Raw genomic sequence first — 13,881 nt, 5'->3', positions numbered from 1 at the left:
AACCAAAGGTTTTAGCCGTTTGTAATTAGAAATCTATGAGGCGTTAATATGTATTATGTGAACAAGCGTTCTGATACTTTGATTAAATAATATACTTTTGATGATCTTCATTATACTACCAGTAATACCTTCTATTTTACTTCTCGGGACTCCCACCTTCTATATGAAATGACCAGGCACTTCCACACATCTGCTATGTTTTGGTCAAATAGTGTTCAGTATATGAACTCCGACGAAAATTTTTCAATGTTTGAAAGGTATTTCTACTTTTTTATTGAATTCTGTAAATTAATTCCCATATAAAGGTGGACTGTTTATGAATTCTAATTCTCCTCTTGCTTGTAAAGTAAATAACGTTTTTATCCATGTTAGTAACATAGAAAAATCATCTGAATGGTACAGTGATTTACTTGGATTACCATTCAATAAGGACATTGTTAAATCACCTGTTTATAACATTCCTATTACTTCTGAAACTGGACTTACATTGGACGATCACACATTTGACCCAGAGTTTAAACTAAATCCCTCTGACCACGTTTTATTTAATTTTTATGTTCCTGAAATTGATAAAGCATATGAATTTGTTAAAAACAAAGGAATTACAATTGTTAAAGAAATAGAACATATTGGTGATTTTGCTTATTTTAATTTTAAAGACCTAGATGGAAACGTACTAATGATTTGTAATTGCTAATGGTCGAACAGCTATGGTTATTTATACCATAGCTTTTTTTATTTTGTACAACATTATGAGTCTATAATTTATTTCTTGTTCCACAAGTAGAGTAGAAGGAAGCTTAGCTACTTACGGGTAAATTGTACTCTCCTCCCCAAAGAACTGGCTTACGGAATTAACGCCCCCAGCTCATAAATGATGAATTAATAGTTGAAGTTGGAAGTAAAAACTTCTGTAGGAAGAATCTAAATTTTCCTCTGATCAAGGATTTCCTCTATTTATCCATTTATATAGTAGTTCTTCAATCTTCTCTTTAAAATCATTCACAGCCTGGTATTGACTACAATGCAGTAATAGTTTGTAGGAAAGAAGTGAACCTTCTTAAATCTATCCATGAATGAGTTTATAGAATTATTTTTATTAGTCTTTAACCAATCTTTATAAAATTTTTATAAAAGTATTTCCCTAATTTAGATAGAATATACTTCTTAATTAGTGTGAATACTATTTAATCGCTACATCATTAAGCTTTATTTTTGGCGTTACTTGCTAAATAAAATAAATAGAAGAATCTAAAATGTGTTAGAACTCTTCCCTGTAAGCAAGCCATCGATATAAAGCGCTCAAAACTATATTTTTTAGCTTTAAAAAAACTTAAAAATGCCTAATCAAATGTCTGGCTAACTGTAAACTATCCCATACATGAAAGAAGAAACTTAAAACACTACAAAGCTTTTTACCTGACCGACATGTAAATAACTCTATCTAATCGCTTTAGTAGCCTTACTATTAACCAAGAAATGAGCGACTAAATATATGATTATAAAAACAGGGAATGAAAAAATCGGATTCCATCCTGGATATTTAGTATACCCTAACTTTAAAAATAAAGGTTCGGCTAAAAAAGCTGTCATACCAGAATAAATGACCGATTTAATAAATGGATTTGCATCTGCTTTGATTTGTAGAAAAAACATGACTGTAACTGGCATTAATGCAAAATCCCATGGTATATAATCAGGCATTAAAGGGACTAATTTATTATAGTATCTCCATAAACCCATCGTTACACCCACATAGTCCAACCATGTTGAAATGAACATTGCCCAAAGACCACCTAACAATAACCTAGTGCTGCTCTCTTTGTTTCTAAAAATAAGCCAAACTATCCATGGAACTATAGTCATAGTTAATGAAGTCCACCAACCAAAAGAAAATAAAATATCCTCTACCCAAACTTCTTGCAAATGGGTATGAGCATCATCTAGTAATTCATATTGTTCATCAATTAATTTTCTTATATTTTCAGGGGGACTAAAATTCATAGTAATGTCGACCCTTTCGGAATAATTTTCATTCTTATTATTGACCTAAAGAATTTATTTATTCGCTTTTTAGGAGGCAACCCTCTATGATATTGCATTAACTATTAGTGAAAATGAAATTAACAGTTTCAATTCAATCTTCTTTTTACAGTCAGATTATTGAATTTCTAAGTAAATAACAACATTGGAGGAGGTTTATGCTTAAAAGAGAGATAGTTTTTTATCAATCTAACGAGTTTGGAATATCAACACCAAACTGGACAACTTTTATAAGGCCTGTCTCTTTGAATTCTACTCGCGTTAAGTAACCGAGTGTTCCATAAATTCAAATATAGTTAAACCAATGAAGATAATCATTCCATTCCAGTTTTAGTTGTTCAAGAGAAGTAAAATGGGCTCTATTTGCGAATTCCATTTTGAAGAATGCATATGCGGTATGTCCTTTAACATCTTTTCCTCCTGAAATACAAATTGCTTCTTCCCAAAAAAGAGAATCCGTATCTATTTATTACACAAAACAATTACAGACTGCATCTCATTTCAACCGATTATCAGGTCTCGTTGTGTAGTAATGATACTGGGCTTTAAATGCTTTATTCTTGGCTACTAAAAACATGGATGCTCTAACTCGAAACAGTAGTGCTCTTAGTTTCTTTCGGCCACGTTTCGTAATTTTGGTTCTCCCTCTATGCTTTACTGAAATATTTTCTTTTAAATTTAGTGCCGCCAATTTGATTATTTGAAGAAGATGATTATATTCACTCAAATTGCCAACATAAGCGAAGAAACCCTCCAATGTATCGTGTCCAATGCCTGCTGTTTTTTTCTAACATTTGTTCATTGCCTGGAATATCTTGAAGTAGTGTATCCAGGTTTGGTCAAGCTCTTAGAACACGGCTTGAATGAGTTTATTTAGCCATCATGGCACACCGTCGGATGCCAATCGTGCGATTGGCTGTTTCTTTTAAAGCTTGAATCTTCTTAATCCCTATACTGCGTTTCACTGCTTGCCTAAGGTATTTTATTAATTCTTCTTCTGTATATCTAACTATATCTAACCAATTCTTCTGGTAATGCTTCAAGCTTAATAAATGAAGAACTGCCTTCCCCTCCCAACTATGGTAAAGAACTCTGGAAAGTATCGACATTTCACTTGTGTACCTGGCCTTGCACAATTTGTACGTCCAAATTTAATAGATCACGTAATTTCTTAACCGCAGTTCCGCAAAACTCCTTGTGGTATCGATGGTTAGGCATATCTACCATCTTTGACTAGTTGTGCATTGACTTTTGCTGTTGGAGAGTTATCACCTAACTTCTTACTGTGCTTGACGTGGTAAAGGGTTGACCGTTACGAACTTAATCAGAATATGAGTTAAATTAAGCCAATAATGGCCTGTAGGCTCCATTCAAGTAATAATAGAATAGACTCCATTTCTCATGATTAATTTATTGATTAGCCCAAATAATAGAAGTACTAAATCCTTCAAGATTACTATCAAAAAAACAAGTAGAACCTAACTCTAGCTACTTGATAATGTTTGACAAATTTAATACCAATCACTAAGGTTTTAGGTATAATTTGAGCTATTTTATGAACGAGAAAAAAGACCCCAGGTAAACCTAGAATCTTTTGATCGTTTAATTATTTGTTCTTTATATAATTTTGATAATTCTTATTACCACCAGAAAGATTATAGATATCGTGAAACCCTAAGTTGCGCATAACATTTTGTGCAGCATTGCCAGTTACTCCACCATTACAGTAAGTTACTGTTGGCAAATTGGGATCAAGTTCTTTACATTTATCACGCAATTGACCTAATGGTATATTTATTGCCGTCGCCACTTTTGATACATTATATTGTTTTGGTGCACGTGTATCTATAACTTGAAATACTTCTCCCTTTTCTATTCTCTCTGTTAGTTCCTTCGGTGTAATTAGCTTATTTTTCTTTTCAATAGCATTTTGCAAAGCCATTCCAGTGTACATTACTGGATCTTTTGTTGTACTGAATGGTGGTGCGTAGGCAAGATCTAGATGGAATAAGTCTTCTGCTTTTGCCTTAAACGTCAGAGCTGTTACAAAGACATCAATTCGTTTATCGACTCCTTCTTCCCCTACTATTTGTACACCTAAAACCCTGCCAGTTTCTCTATCTGCAATTGCCTTAATGACTATTTCTTTTCCGCCAAGGTACTCTGCTCTTGCTGGTTTAATATTATAAAGTATTTCAATATCATAGCCTTCTTCTAAAGCTTCCACTTCATTCATACCTGTTTGACCAACAGCTAAATCGAATACACGTAGTATACCAGTGCCTAAAATACCTCGATGTTCTAAAGAGCCACCTGTTATTACATCTCCAGCTATTCTTCCCATTTTATTAGCTGTACTTCCCAATGGACGATAGATAGGTTTTCCTGTAATTACAGAGTAACTTTCAGCAACATCACCAACAGCGTATACATCAGGAAGGTTAGTTTGCATTTTAGTGTTAACTGCGATTGCACCCGTAGTACCAATTTCTACTCCGATATCCTTAGCCAATTGAGTGTTTGGACGAACCCCTGTTGCTAATATCACAATATCCGTTTCAATTGATTTTCCTGATTTAGTTTGTACTTCTTTCTTATTTATAGCAGTTACTTCATCATTTAAGATGAGGTTTACTCCTTTTTTCACTAAATGTTCTTCCACGCGAAAAGCCATATCCATATCAAGGTGAGCCATTACATGATTACTACGTTGAACTATTGTGACATCTAAGCCCCGATGAGTTAGTTGCTCAGCCATTTCCAAACCAATATATCCAGCTCCAATTATTGTTACTTTCTTTGGCTGATTTGTTTTCATATATTGATCAATGGCTGCTGTATTTTGCATCGTACGAACCTGGAAAACATGCTCACTTTCAATGCCATTAATATCAGGAGTTATTGGAGAAGCTCCTGTTGCAAAAACTAGTACATCGTATGTGTCTTCTTTTATTTCATTTGTATCTAAGTTCTTAACTTGAACTTTCTTCATCTTTGCATCAATGGAAGTTACTTCGTGACGAGTAAAGATATCTACGTTATAACGCTTTTTAAACCAAGCTGCACTTCTCGGGGTTAATGTTTCCAACTCATCTACTTCTCCACCTAGAAAATAAGGAATACCGCATATGGAATAAGAAATGTCGTAGTCCGCATTATATAGAGTGATTTCTGCATTTTCATCGTTCCTACGTGCTTTTGCCGCTACAGATGTTCCTGCTGCTACAGATCCGATAATAAGTACTTTCATGATTAATCCTCCAAAATTAGTATCAATATTCTTTGTGTAATTAACTATCCCTTTTCAATTATGAAAGTATAGAAAGCCACAGATATAAGCCGATTAGAGTTATCAAAAGAGTTGGAATAGTTAAGACAATACCTGTTTTAAAATAAGTCCCCCATGATATTTTTACGCCTTTTTGAGATAAAACATGAAGCCATAACAATGTTGCTAATGAACCGATTGGTGTAATCTTAGGACCTAAATCTGAACCAATAACATTCGCATAAATTAACCCTTCTTTTATTACTCCAGTAGCATTTGTATCTGCAATTGCTAAAGCATCAATAAGTACCGTTGGCATATTATTCATAATGGAAGATATAATAGCCGCGATGAATCCCATACCCAAAGTTCCTACAAACAACCCTTGATCCGCAGCTGCTTGAATAACACTTGAAAGCAGGTCAGTTAAACCAACATTACGTAATCCATAAATTACGACATACATCCCAATCGAGAAAAATACAATTGCCCATGGAGCTCCCTTTACTACTTTCTTAATAGATACCGCAGAGCTTCTTCTTGCAAATACAAGGAAAATAATAGCGATTACACCAGCGATAAGTGAAACTGGAATCGAAAAGAATTCGCTCACGAAATAGCCAACAAGCAATACAGCTAAAATCAACCAAGATAAACGAAACATTTTTAGATCTTTAATTGCATCTGTTGGTACTTTTAATTGATTTAAATCATAAACCTTTGGAATTCTTTTACGGAAGTATAAATACAACACAAGGATACTTGCTAATAAAGAAAAAATAGTAGGAACAATCATTCGGGATGCATACTCTACAAATCCTATATTAAAGAAATCAGCTGAGACTATGTTCACCAAATTACTTACTACTAAAGGTAAAGATGTAGTATCGGCAATAAAACCACTTGCAATGATAAACGGAAAAACCATTTTCTCGTCTAACTTTAACGCCCTAACCATCGCTAAAACGATTGGTGTTAAAATTAGTGCTGCACCATCATTTGCGAAAAACGCTGCAACAATAGCCCCTAAAATAGCAACGTAAACAAACATCTTTAAACCGTTACCACCAGCCGCTCTTGCCATATGTAAAGCCGCCCATTCAAAAAAACCAATTTCATCTAAGATTAATGAAATAATAATGATAGCAACAAATGCCAGTGTTGCATTCCATACAATACCCGTTACGTCAACGACATCATTGAAATCAACAACACCAACTAGAAGAGCTAATATAGCCCCGCCACATGCTGACCAACCAATTGAAAGATTTTTCGGTTGCCAGATAACTAATGTCAGTGTTAATAAAAAGATAATTATAGCTAATAAAGTATGTAGCAAAGTTGTTAACCTCCGTTAATTACATATAATTCTCAATCCATTTTTCTCTAGCCAAACAAACTTATCTCGTTCACTCGGTACATGGTTTAAAATATCTTTTGTCAGTAAGTAATATTCACTTTCTGTATTTAGGGAATAGACTACCCATTGCCCTTTTCTTTGTTCTTTCACAATCCCAATATCCCGTAACTTTCTGAGATGCTGACTGATTGCAGGTTGGGACATTTGAAAAATTTCAACAAATTCACACACACAGCATTCCTGTTCAGCTAACATGTTCACCATGGATAATCTTGTTTTATCACCTAAAAGTTTTAACAAAATTGCAGTCTCTTTTAAGTCTTGGGATTTGTCCTCTTTCATAATGATTATGACCACCTTTCTTAGTTTAATTCACCATATAATTATATGCTTATATATTAATAAAGGAAAAGGGTAAATGTCAATACTAATTACATTTACCCTTTTTTGCTTATTTATTCATATTTATATTTATTCCAATCTTAAGAGCAACAAGTGTCTGTATCGCAGCTATTAACACTTTTAGCATTTACGAAATTTACACTACAAACCCCTGTTTCAGGTAAATCTAATTCTACTTTTTCCGAAGCTTCTATATCCCCTGCCATATATGCAGCTATTGAACGTACCTGTTCATACCCCGTTGCCATTAAAAAGGTCGGTGCCCTACCATAGCTTTTAGATCCAACTATATATAGGTTCTTCTCCGGTTGTCTCAATTCTTTTTCACCATGAGGGCGGACTGTTCCACAGCTGTGAAGATTGGGATCAATTAAATCGGAAATGGCTGCTACACTTTCAGTAGCAAAATCAACTTTTGTTCGTAATTCATTTAAGAAAGAATAATTAGGTCGATTTCCTGTGTTGACGATGACTTCATCAATTGAATCAATTTCGGATTTTACACCATTTACTTCTCCATTAATCGTTATTGTTGCATTATTATTCTCTCTCAACTGCTCAATTCTAAAAGAAGTATGCACTTTGACTGTCCCTTTATCTACCATTTCATGAATTCTGCTACCTAATAATCCCCTTGCTACTAATGCATCCTTTTCTTCTCCACCATATGCATCCTCTACACGTTCTTTCCGAATAATCCATATAGCTTCTGTTTCTGGATGCTCTTCCTTTAATTTCTCTAATTCAAGCAAAGCATTAATAGCAGAGTGCCCACTTCCTACGACTGCTACTTTTTTATTTTTGTAACGGTGGATACTTTCTCCCAAGATATCAGGTAATCCATAAAAGGCTTTTTCCCTTAGATTTTTCTCGGTTTTTAGCCAAACCCCATTGGAGTTAGCTGGATTATGGTTTCCCCAAGTACCAGTAGCATCAATGACAGCTCGTGCTTCAATAGATTGAATTATACCTTTCTGCTCTGTATAAATAACAAATGGAACATTCTCTCTGTTAGCTGTCTTCATTTTATCGATATTTTTTTTAGCTATAGAAATGACTTTTGTATTTAAAGCAATTACTTCTCGTATTTCTGGAATCTTTGAGAAAGGAATTAAGTAATTATCCACGAGTTCTTTACCAGTGGGTATTTCCTCTAAATTTGGTTTTTCCCATTCATATTTCTCTAATAAAGAAGATGCTGCTTTATCGATGTTATATTTCCACTGTGAGAATAATTTTATATGTTTCCAGGTAAGAATGTTTGCTCCAACTTCTGTTCCAGCTTCTAAAATAATTACTTTTTGTTTATATTGAATCAAATGAGCTGCAGCAGCTAAACCTACAGGACCAGCACCAATGATAGCTATAGGTAAATCTAAATTCATTAAACTTTTCTCTTCAACATCATTAGTTAGTTGACAGCAGTTGGACAAAATTTTAAATTCAGACATATTTATTACACTCCTTTTATAAGTAATATTCTTGATTAAACAACAACTTTTCCATTAACATTACGTCTACAAATTTCCCCCTTAATCTCCCTTGATTTTTAAATAAACCAACCTCCCGATAATTTAACTTTCTGTAAAGACCTTGGCCTAATTTATTAATAGGAAATGTAAAGAGTACTATTTTATAAAATCCCTGTAATCTTGCCTCGTCTTCTAGTACCTGTAATAGTTTATGACCAATTCCTTTTCCTCTAAAATCCCTATGTATATATATTGAAAGTTCTCCTACCCCATAATAGGCAGTCCTAGTATTATAAGGATTTATTGATGCCCATCCTGTGATTTTCCCATCTTCATTAACAGCTATAAATACAGCATATCTGCCCTGGTGAGCAGCAAACCAATTCTCCATGTAATCCTTGTCTTTTAAATCTTCCTCAAAGGTCGCTAATCCGTCTTCTATACCTTGGTTATAGATTTCAAGAATTTCTTTTAAATCTTCTGCCGAAGCTTTCCTAAGCATTTTTTATCGCTCCTATTTTATTTGACTTAAACATTAATTGACTTTATCAAATATAATATTTAATGAAAGCCACCTATCTGGTGGCACAACTACCTAATCCATCGTTTTTATTCATTGCATCAAGCAATAAACTTAGACTTTCTAATACTTGCGAATGCTTATCTTCTTGAATATGAGTAAATATGTTTCCTAAGTATTCTAACATTTGGTTAGATATTTCTTCAGCTTTTGCTTCACCTATTTCTGTCAAAGATAAAAGGACATATCTCCGATCATTTGGATCTGGAACCCTTAATATATATTGAAGCTCCACTAGTTTATTTACTTGTCTGCTTAAAAGACCAGTATCCATTATTAGCTTTTCAGCTAAAGTCTGAAGAGAAATGTTTGGAGATTTCCCCAATTCATATACAATATGGCTTTGTGTTACTGTTATCCCACAACAGTCAGAACCATCTTTTTGAAGAAGTCCAAAGTCACGAACTAGTTGTTGTAGTAATTCTCGAATTTGTATTTTATCCTGTGTTTTCATTTTTCATCGCCTCTAACTTAGATGATAACGTCATTAATTGATGATGTCAATTATTTTTTTATTCAACTCCCTCGGATTGATACGGATATCTCTCTAATGCTCACATATTCGGAGGATTTCATAACCCTTTTAATCGGATAATATACGATGTTCATCTCTTAGATGTTTTTAAAACAAAGATGTAATTCAGTTTGTTTTACATATAATCTCCAATAATCTTTGTGCCTCTTTTATTCCTTTTCACTATTAATAGAGAGATTTTCTCCATCTATTATGATTAATTATTATCACTCGTTTAATTGCTTTATTATTTTTCCGAAAGGTCTTTTTCCTTTTCACCGTTTTTTCACCTTTTATATATATTGAGGGCTGTGAAAAAAAGTTAAAGGAGCGAGAATATGAATTTTTAAAACGAGCTTTTCTGAGTGTTAAAGCAAGGAAGGGAAAAAATCTACTGCAGATAATTGTGTTTTCTGTTATTTGCCTACTTGTGCTGACAGGCTTATCTATTCAAACAGCAGCAAAAAAATCCAGTGACTTGGCTAGAAAGCATCTTGGTGCAGATATGTGACATTACAGGTTGACATGGACATTAAGGGAGGAAATGCAATCGGAATCATCTGAAGGTGGTGGACGAGCTAAATTCACTGTCTACTCCAATTGATGTGGAAACAGCAGAGGAACTTACTTTATATGACTAAATTAAAGGCTATAATTTCTATTCCTCTACAACTGGTCTTGCATCTAGCTTTGACCCAATAGAAAACAGTACATCTACAACAACAGAAGAAGAAACAGCAACCCAAGAGGGTGCCGGCAGAATGGGAGGGATGACTCAAGGTGATGTCACACTTCAAGGTGTGACTTTTACAGATTCCTATACAGACTTTATGGACAGCACTTCTGAAATAGTCGAGGGAGAGCATCTTACAACGAAAAAGCGTGATTGTGGTAACACAAACATTGCCCAGCAATCAGATTTGTTGTTAAACTTTCAAAAGGAAAAGCTTTACTGTCACAGCCCTCCAAAAGTAAGTATCCCTGTAAGTGTAATCTGATAATAAATCTTTTTTACTAACTATCTATTTAATCGCTCCTAAGCTTTAATAGAGTAATTATATAAATTGTTACTTATAGCAGCATACTCCAAAAAAGTCATTCAACAATTTCCGACACTTAAAAAATCCTTCTGTTGGTATTAATTCACAAAATTTGGTTGTAAATGCAGCAAGAACAGCGTATTATTTTCGTTAAGTTATACGATTATCCTATAGAAAGAAGGCAAATTTATGCTTGAATTAGGGCTTAGAATATTAGATCGGTTAGGTACAAAAGAAAACATCACCTTTGGTTCTGTTTATGTTGCTTTAGGCTGCATTTATAAATTAGAAGAACAAATTCAGTATGTACGAAAATTTGCTGAAATAGATCAAGACTATGTTATGACTTTAAGAAAGTATGTGGAGAGAGAATCTAAGAGAACAGGAGATCTGGAGATTGCTAAGAGCTGGTTAAAGGCAATCCGAATAGTGGCTTTTGAGAATAATGATAATTAAAAAAACTATTCAAACCTTACAAGGATAACGGTTCAATGCCATATAGTTGGACACTCTTGGAATTACCAGAAATCAAAAGAAAGATGCTTATTTGCCTAAACTATCAAATTTCATTTGGCTAATAACTCCGTTTTAATGATTTTAAATGTAGCTTCCGCTACAGCGTTATCATATGGACAGCACTTTCATGCTTAAAGAGCGGCCAACATGGACGGCCGCTAACGTTTGGTCGATGACCTGGTTTTTAAAATCTCTACCACGGTCGGTGTGTAACAAATGGATATCCCGCAGATCACCTTGAATAGAAGAAAAAGCACATGCGATAAGGCTCGCATCTTTTGTTCAATCCTGTATTGAAATCAATATTTCGCAATTAAAGAGATGGACAAAGGTACATACTTAATGCCATTTGTTTTTGACTTTAACGAATGTTAAATCACCGACGACTACTTTTTTACTTCTTTCTTCTGAAACTTACGTATCAATGAGTTAGTCTGAGTCTACTCATTACAGGAAGTTTTCTGTGGCTTGAACTGTGCTAGTATTTAGGTGGAAAACTAGCCAGTGCTCCTCCATGATACTGGATTTTAAAGAAATCTCCTTACTTATTTTTCATTAGAAACACTAACATTAGCTTTTAAATAAAAATGTTCTCTAAAAAGGTATCTGTTATGGCAAAGGTCTTAGGGCGTTGTTTAACCAAATGTACTATCTCTTTTTCTTCGAGTTCCGCCATAACTTTATTTATTTTGTGTGGGGTTACATTTAGTACTCGAACTAATTCTGCATTTGTTAACATTCTACTTTCCCCTGCAAAAACTGTTATATCAAGTAAAATATGAAGAACATTCTTTAAAAGATTATCATTTGCCCAATTTAGTTCCCTAATATATTCCTTAATTCGTTGTGCTTTAATTAAACCTAGTTGTAGATCCTCAATTATTGCCTTTTGACCAGAACTCAATATTTCTAACATATCTATTAAGTAAAAGGTTAGTTCCCCTTTATTATGAGGATCAGAAACATTCTCTAAAGATTTGTAATATTTAGTTTTGTCAGTGTTTATTGCGTAAGATAATGTGATGGCTGAATATCTCTCTAACTTTCTAGACACGTAACTACAAACCAACAATCTTCCTGTTCTTCCATTTCCATCGTAAAACGGATGGATATATTCGTAGTAATAATGAGCAATCATATACTTGTATAAATCCGGAATTTCCGAAGTTTCTAGAAAGTGGATAATTTCGTTCAGTTTCTCAATAATTTTTGACTCTTGATCAATTCCTCTATGAGTAACCTTAGCGCCATCAGTTATGCTTACGCCCTCTTTTCTAAAATATCTACCATCAGGTTGTTTATTTATTGAAATTTCATCTGCAACTAAATCATCATAAAGTTTTCTGAAATCTTCTACTGAGTGGAATGGTTTTAACTGTTCAAGATATCTATAAGTTTTCATCATACCTAAGAAACGTTTTTTGGCAGTTGCTTTATTGTCATTGATGTGTTCTAACACATTGGATAATTCTTCTTTTGTACTTCGAATACCCTCAATTTCATTATTACTTTGGGCTTCATTAATAATTAATTTATGAAAGTAAGGCTCAACTGCAAAAGGTGGTAACTTATTAACGGCTAATTGAATAGTACAACTATTAGTTAGTATCTCTTCATACAGTTTAATCAGTTTATCTATATTAACAAAAAATAGAGTTTCCTCCTGGCTCAACATTTTTTCCTTTCTAAAAGGTCTAATACTTAGATTAGTTTTATAGGAGCCATAGCTATTTAATCTTTTTTCATATTCTAAATGATGGGTTTTACTATCTGTTTTATAAAAAATTTTAGATAATTTATCATAAACCATTAAATTCTCCCTCCTTAATTTAAAATATAACCATTTTTTTAAATTAATATTACTATAAAATGAAATAAAACTAAATAATTTTATATCATTTTACTTAGGAAGAATTATATTCCGCTAATTTACAGTAGAGGTCAAACTGTTTGCATAAAAATGCCGTTACCCCTTATAACAAGCGTTATTCCTTTTTAGAGTGATTAATTAGCAAAGAAAAACCTTCTAATCCCCTATATACCAATGGCTTGCACAAGATTGAACGTATTGCCGTAACTCCGAGCTTGTATATTGGGAACCTAAATCTGTGTGTAGAAATAAACATTTGGCTGGTTTTGAATAGAGTAAGCGTTTCCTAAAGCAGTCATTACTAAGTCTGTTGTTATGGAACGTGAAAACGAATAATCTACCATTTTCTTAGGATGAAAATAAATCCATTACGGAACCCAGGTAACTTATACCGTAAGAATACAGATGATATTCCCTTACTCCTAAAGAGCTGGCTACCATTTAAAAACAGAAGCTTCAGTAAAGCAAGAAATTGAGATTCAAAAAGCAATGGACATATGATTTTACTTTTTCATATTCCATGCCAAAGGACTTTGCAATTGAAATCACCGCTTTAAGAATCAAAACTCCATATACGTTGCTTAACTCTTTCACAGACCCACCTTAAGAATACTGTTTTCCTAATATCGCCATTATATTCTTTGCTTGTGTATATACGTTCCCATACAGACAGAATACCTTTAATTACGTTATAAGGAAGTAACTAAGGTTCTAATATATGTAATTATGCTCCTTATTAGGTATTAGGGTTGTACAGTTTAAATAATTTAGCAACTAAACATCCTTTTCCGTTTAACTAAGATTAATACACTTGTG

The 13,881-nt window shown here is 33.5% G+C and carries 14 protein-coding genes; 3 read left to right on the top strand and 11 right to left on the bottom strand.

The window, feature by feature from the left end; translation table 11 throughout:
* The first annotated feature begins 316 nt into the window (after nucleotides 1–316).
* The gene (locus EM808_RS25885) at nucleotides 317–697 is read left to right on the top strand and encodes a VOC family protein (protein WP_127742309.1); all 381 of its coding nucleotides are present in this window, start codon (nucleotides 317–319) and stop codon (nucleotides 695–697) included.
* 743 nt (nucleotides 698–1,440) lie between these two features.
* Here EM808_RS25885 and EM808_RS25880 read toward each other — a convergent pair.
* The 10 genes from EM808_RS25880 to EM808_RS25840 form a co-directional block, all read right to left on the bottom strand.
* Entirely contained in the window at nucleotides 1,441–2,004 is a 564-nt protein-coding gene (locus EM808_RS25880) for a CBO0543 family protein (protein WP_127742307.1), read from the bottom strand.
* Between the two features lie 325 nt (nucleotides 2,005–2,329).
* A complete protein-coding gene (locus EM808_RS29915) occupies nucleotides 2,330–2,419 on the bottom strand; it encodes an IS3 family transposase (RefSeq protein WP_127742305.1) in 90 nt (29 codons plus the stop codon).
* Between the two features lie 120 nt (nucleotides 2,420–2,539).
* Nucleotides 2,540–2,770, bottom strand: coding sequence for an IS110 family transposase (locus tag EM808_RS29340; protein WP_235856727.1), 231 nt, complete (start codon nucleotides 2,768–2,770; stop codon nucleotides 2,540–2,542).
* Nucleotides 2,771–2,912: 142 nt separating this feature from the next.
* Nucleotides 2,913–3,152 (bottom strand): hypothetical protein, encoded by a 240-nt coding sequence (locus EM808_RS29335; RefSeq protein WP_235856722.1) that lies wholly within the window; start codon nucleotides 3,150–3,152, stop codon nucleotides 2,913–2,915.
* Nucleotides 3,153–3,649: 497 nt separating this feature from the next.
* Nucleotides 3,650–5,293 (bottom strand): FAD-dependent oxidoreductase, encoded by a 1,644-nt coding sequence (locus tag EM808_RS25865; protein WP_127742303.1) that lies wholly within the window; start codon nucleotides 5,291–5,293, stop codon nucleotides 3,650–3,652.
* Between the two features lie 58 nt (nucleotides 5,294–5,351).
* A complete protein-coding gene (locus EM808_RS25860) occupies nucleotides 5,352–6,650 on the bottom strand; it encodes an arsenic transporter (RefSeq protein WP_127742301.1) in 1,299 nt (432 codons plus the stop codon).
* Nucleotides 6,651–6,665: 15 nt separating this feature from the next.
* The gene (locus EM808_RS25855; protein WP_127742299.1) at nucleotides 6,666–7,013 is read right to left on the bottom strand and encodes an ArsR/SmtB family transcription factor; all 348 of its coding nucleotides are present in this window, start codon (nucleotides 7,011–7,013) and stop codon (nucleotides 6,666–6,668) included.
* Between the two features lie 140 nt (nucleotides 7,014–7,153).
* The gene (locus EM808_RS25850) at nucleotides 7,154–8,524 is read right to left on the bottom strand and encodes an NAD(P)-binding domain-containing protein (protein WP_127742297.1); all 1,371 of its coding nucleotides are present in this window, start codon (nucleotides 8,522–8,524) and stop codon (nucleotides 7,154–7,156) included.
* Nucleotides 8,525–8,540: 16 nt separating this feature from the next.
* Nucleotides 8,541–9,047 carry an arsinothricin resistance N-acetyltransferase ArsN1 family A gene (locus tag EM808_RS25845; protein WP_127742295.1) on the bottom strand — a complete coding sequence of 169 codons (507 nt, stop codon included), beginning with the start codon at nucleotides 9,045–9,047 and terminating at the stop codon, nucleotides 8,541–8,543.
* 73 nt (nucleotides 9,048–9,120) lie between these two features.
* On the bottom strand, nucleotides 9,121–9,579 hold the full coding sequence (locus tag EM808_RS25840; RefSeq protein WP_127742293.1) for a MarR family winged helix-turn-helix transcriptional regulator: 459 nt from the start codon (nucleotides 9,577–9,579) through the stop codon (nucleotides 9,121–9,123).
* 821 nt (nucleotides 9,580–10,400) lie between these two features.
* Here EM808_RS25840 and EM808_RS25835 point away from each other — a divergent pair.
* On the top strand, nucleotides 10,401–10,637 hold the full coding sequence (locus tag EM808_RS25835) for a hypothetical protein (RefSeq protein WP_127742292.1): 237 nt from the start codon (nucleotides 10,401–10,403) through the stop codon (nucleotides 10,635–10,637).
* Nucleotides 10,638–10,868: 231 nt separating this feature from the next.
* Nucleotides 10,869–11,135 (top strand): hypothetical protein, encoded by a 267-nt coding sequence (locus EM808_RS25830; RefSeq protein ID WP_127742290.1) that lies wholly within the window; start codon nucleotides 10,869–10,871, stop codon nucleotides 11,133–11,135.
* Between the two features lie 637 nt (nucleotides 11,136–11,772).
* Here EM808_RS25830 and EM808_RS25825 read toward each other — a convergent pair.
* Entirely contained in the window at nucleotides 11,773–13,005 is a 1,233-nt protein-coding gene (locus EM808_RS25825; RefSeq protein ID WP_127742288.1) for a Fic family protein, read from the bottom strand.
* Nucleotides 13,006–13,881: the final 876 nt, after the last annotated feature.

The organism is Niallia taxi, from assembly GCF_004005475.1.
GTDB lineage: Bacteria > Bacillota > Bacilli > Bacillales > Cytobacillaceae > Niallia > Niallia taxi.
This window is presented reverse-complemented; position numbering and strand designations above follow the sequence as displayed.

What these genes read in the sequence shown, in the direction of transcription:
- EM808_RS25825 (WP_127742288.1), bottom strand. Translation starts at nt 13,005, where the DNA reads ATGGTTTATGATAAATTATCTAAAATTTTTTATAAAACAGATAGTAAA.
- EM808_RS25835 (WP_127742292.1), top strand. Translation starts at nt 10,401, where the DNA reads ATGGGAGGGATGACTCAAGGTGATGTCACACTTCAAGGTGTGACTTTT.
- EM808_RS25885 (WP_127742309.1), top strand. Translation starts at nt 317, where the DNA reads ATGAATTCTAATTCTCCTCTTGCTTGTAAAGTAAATAACGTTTTTATC.
- EM808_RS25855 (WP_127742299.1), bottom strand. Translation starts at nt 7,013, where the DNA reads ATGAAAGAGGACAAATCCCAAGACTTAAAAGAGACTGCAATTTTGTTA.
- EM808_RS29915 (WP_127742305.1), bottom strand. Translation starts at nt 2,419, where the DNA reads ATGGAATTCGCAAATAGAGCCCATTTTACTTCTCTTGAACAACTAAAA.
- EM808_RS29335 (WP_235856722.1), bottom strand. Translation starts at nt 3,152, where the DNA reads ATGTCGATACTTTCCAGAGTTCTTTACCATAGTTGGGAGGGGAAGGCA.
- EM808_RS25850 (WP_127742297.1), bottom strand. Translation starts at nt 8,524, where the DNA reads ATGTCTGAATTTAAAATTTTGTCCAACTGCTGTCAACTAACTAATGAT.
- EM808_RS25845 (WP_127742295.1), bottom strand. Translation starts at nt 9,047, where the DNA reads ATGCTTAGGAAAGCTTCGGCAGAAGATTTAAAAGAAATTCTTGAAATC.
- EM808_RS25830 (WP_127742290.1), top strand. Translation starts at nt 10,869, where the DNA reads ATGCTTGAATTAGGGCTTAGAATATTAGATCGGTTAGGTACAAAAGAA.
- EM808_RS25880 (WP_127742307.1), bottom strand. Translation starts at nt 2,004, where the DNA reads ATGAATTTTAGTCCCCCTGAAAATATAAGAAAATTAATTGATGAACAA.
- EM808_RS25865 (WP_127742303.1), bottom strand. Translation starts at nt 5,293, where the DNA reads ATGAAAGTACTTATTATCGGATCTGTAGCAGCAGGAACATCTGTAGCG.
- EM808_RS25840 (WP_127742293.1), bottom strand. Translation starts at nt 9,579, where the DNA reads ATGAAAACACAGGATAAAATACAAATTCGAGAATTACTACAACAACTA.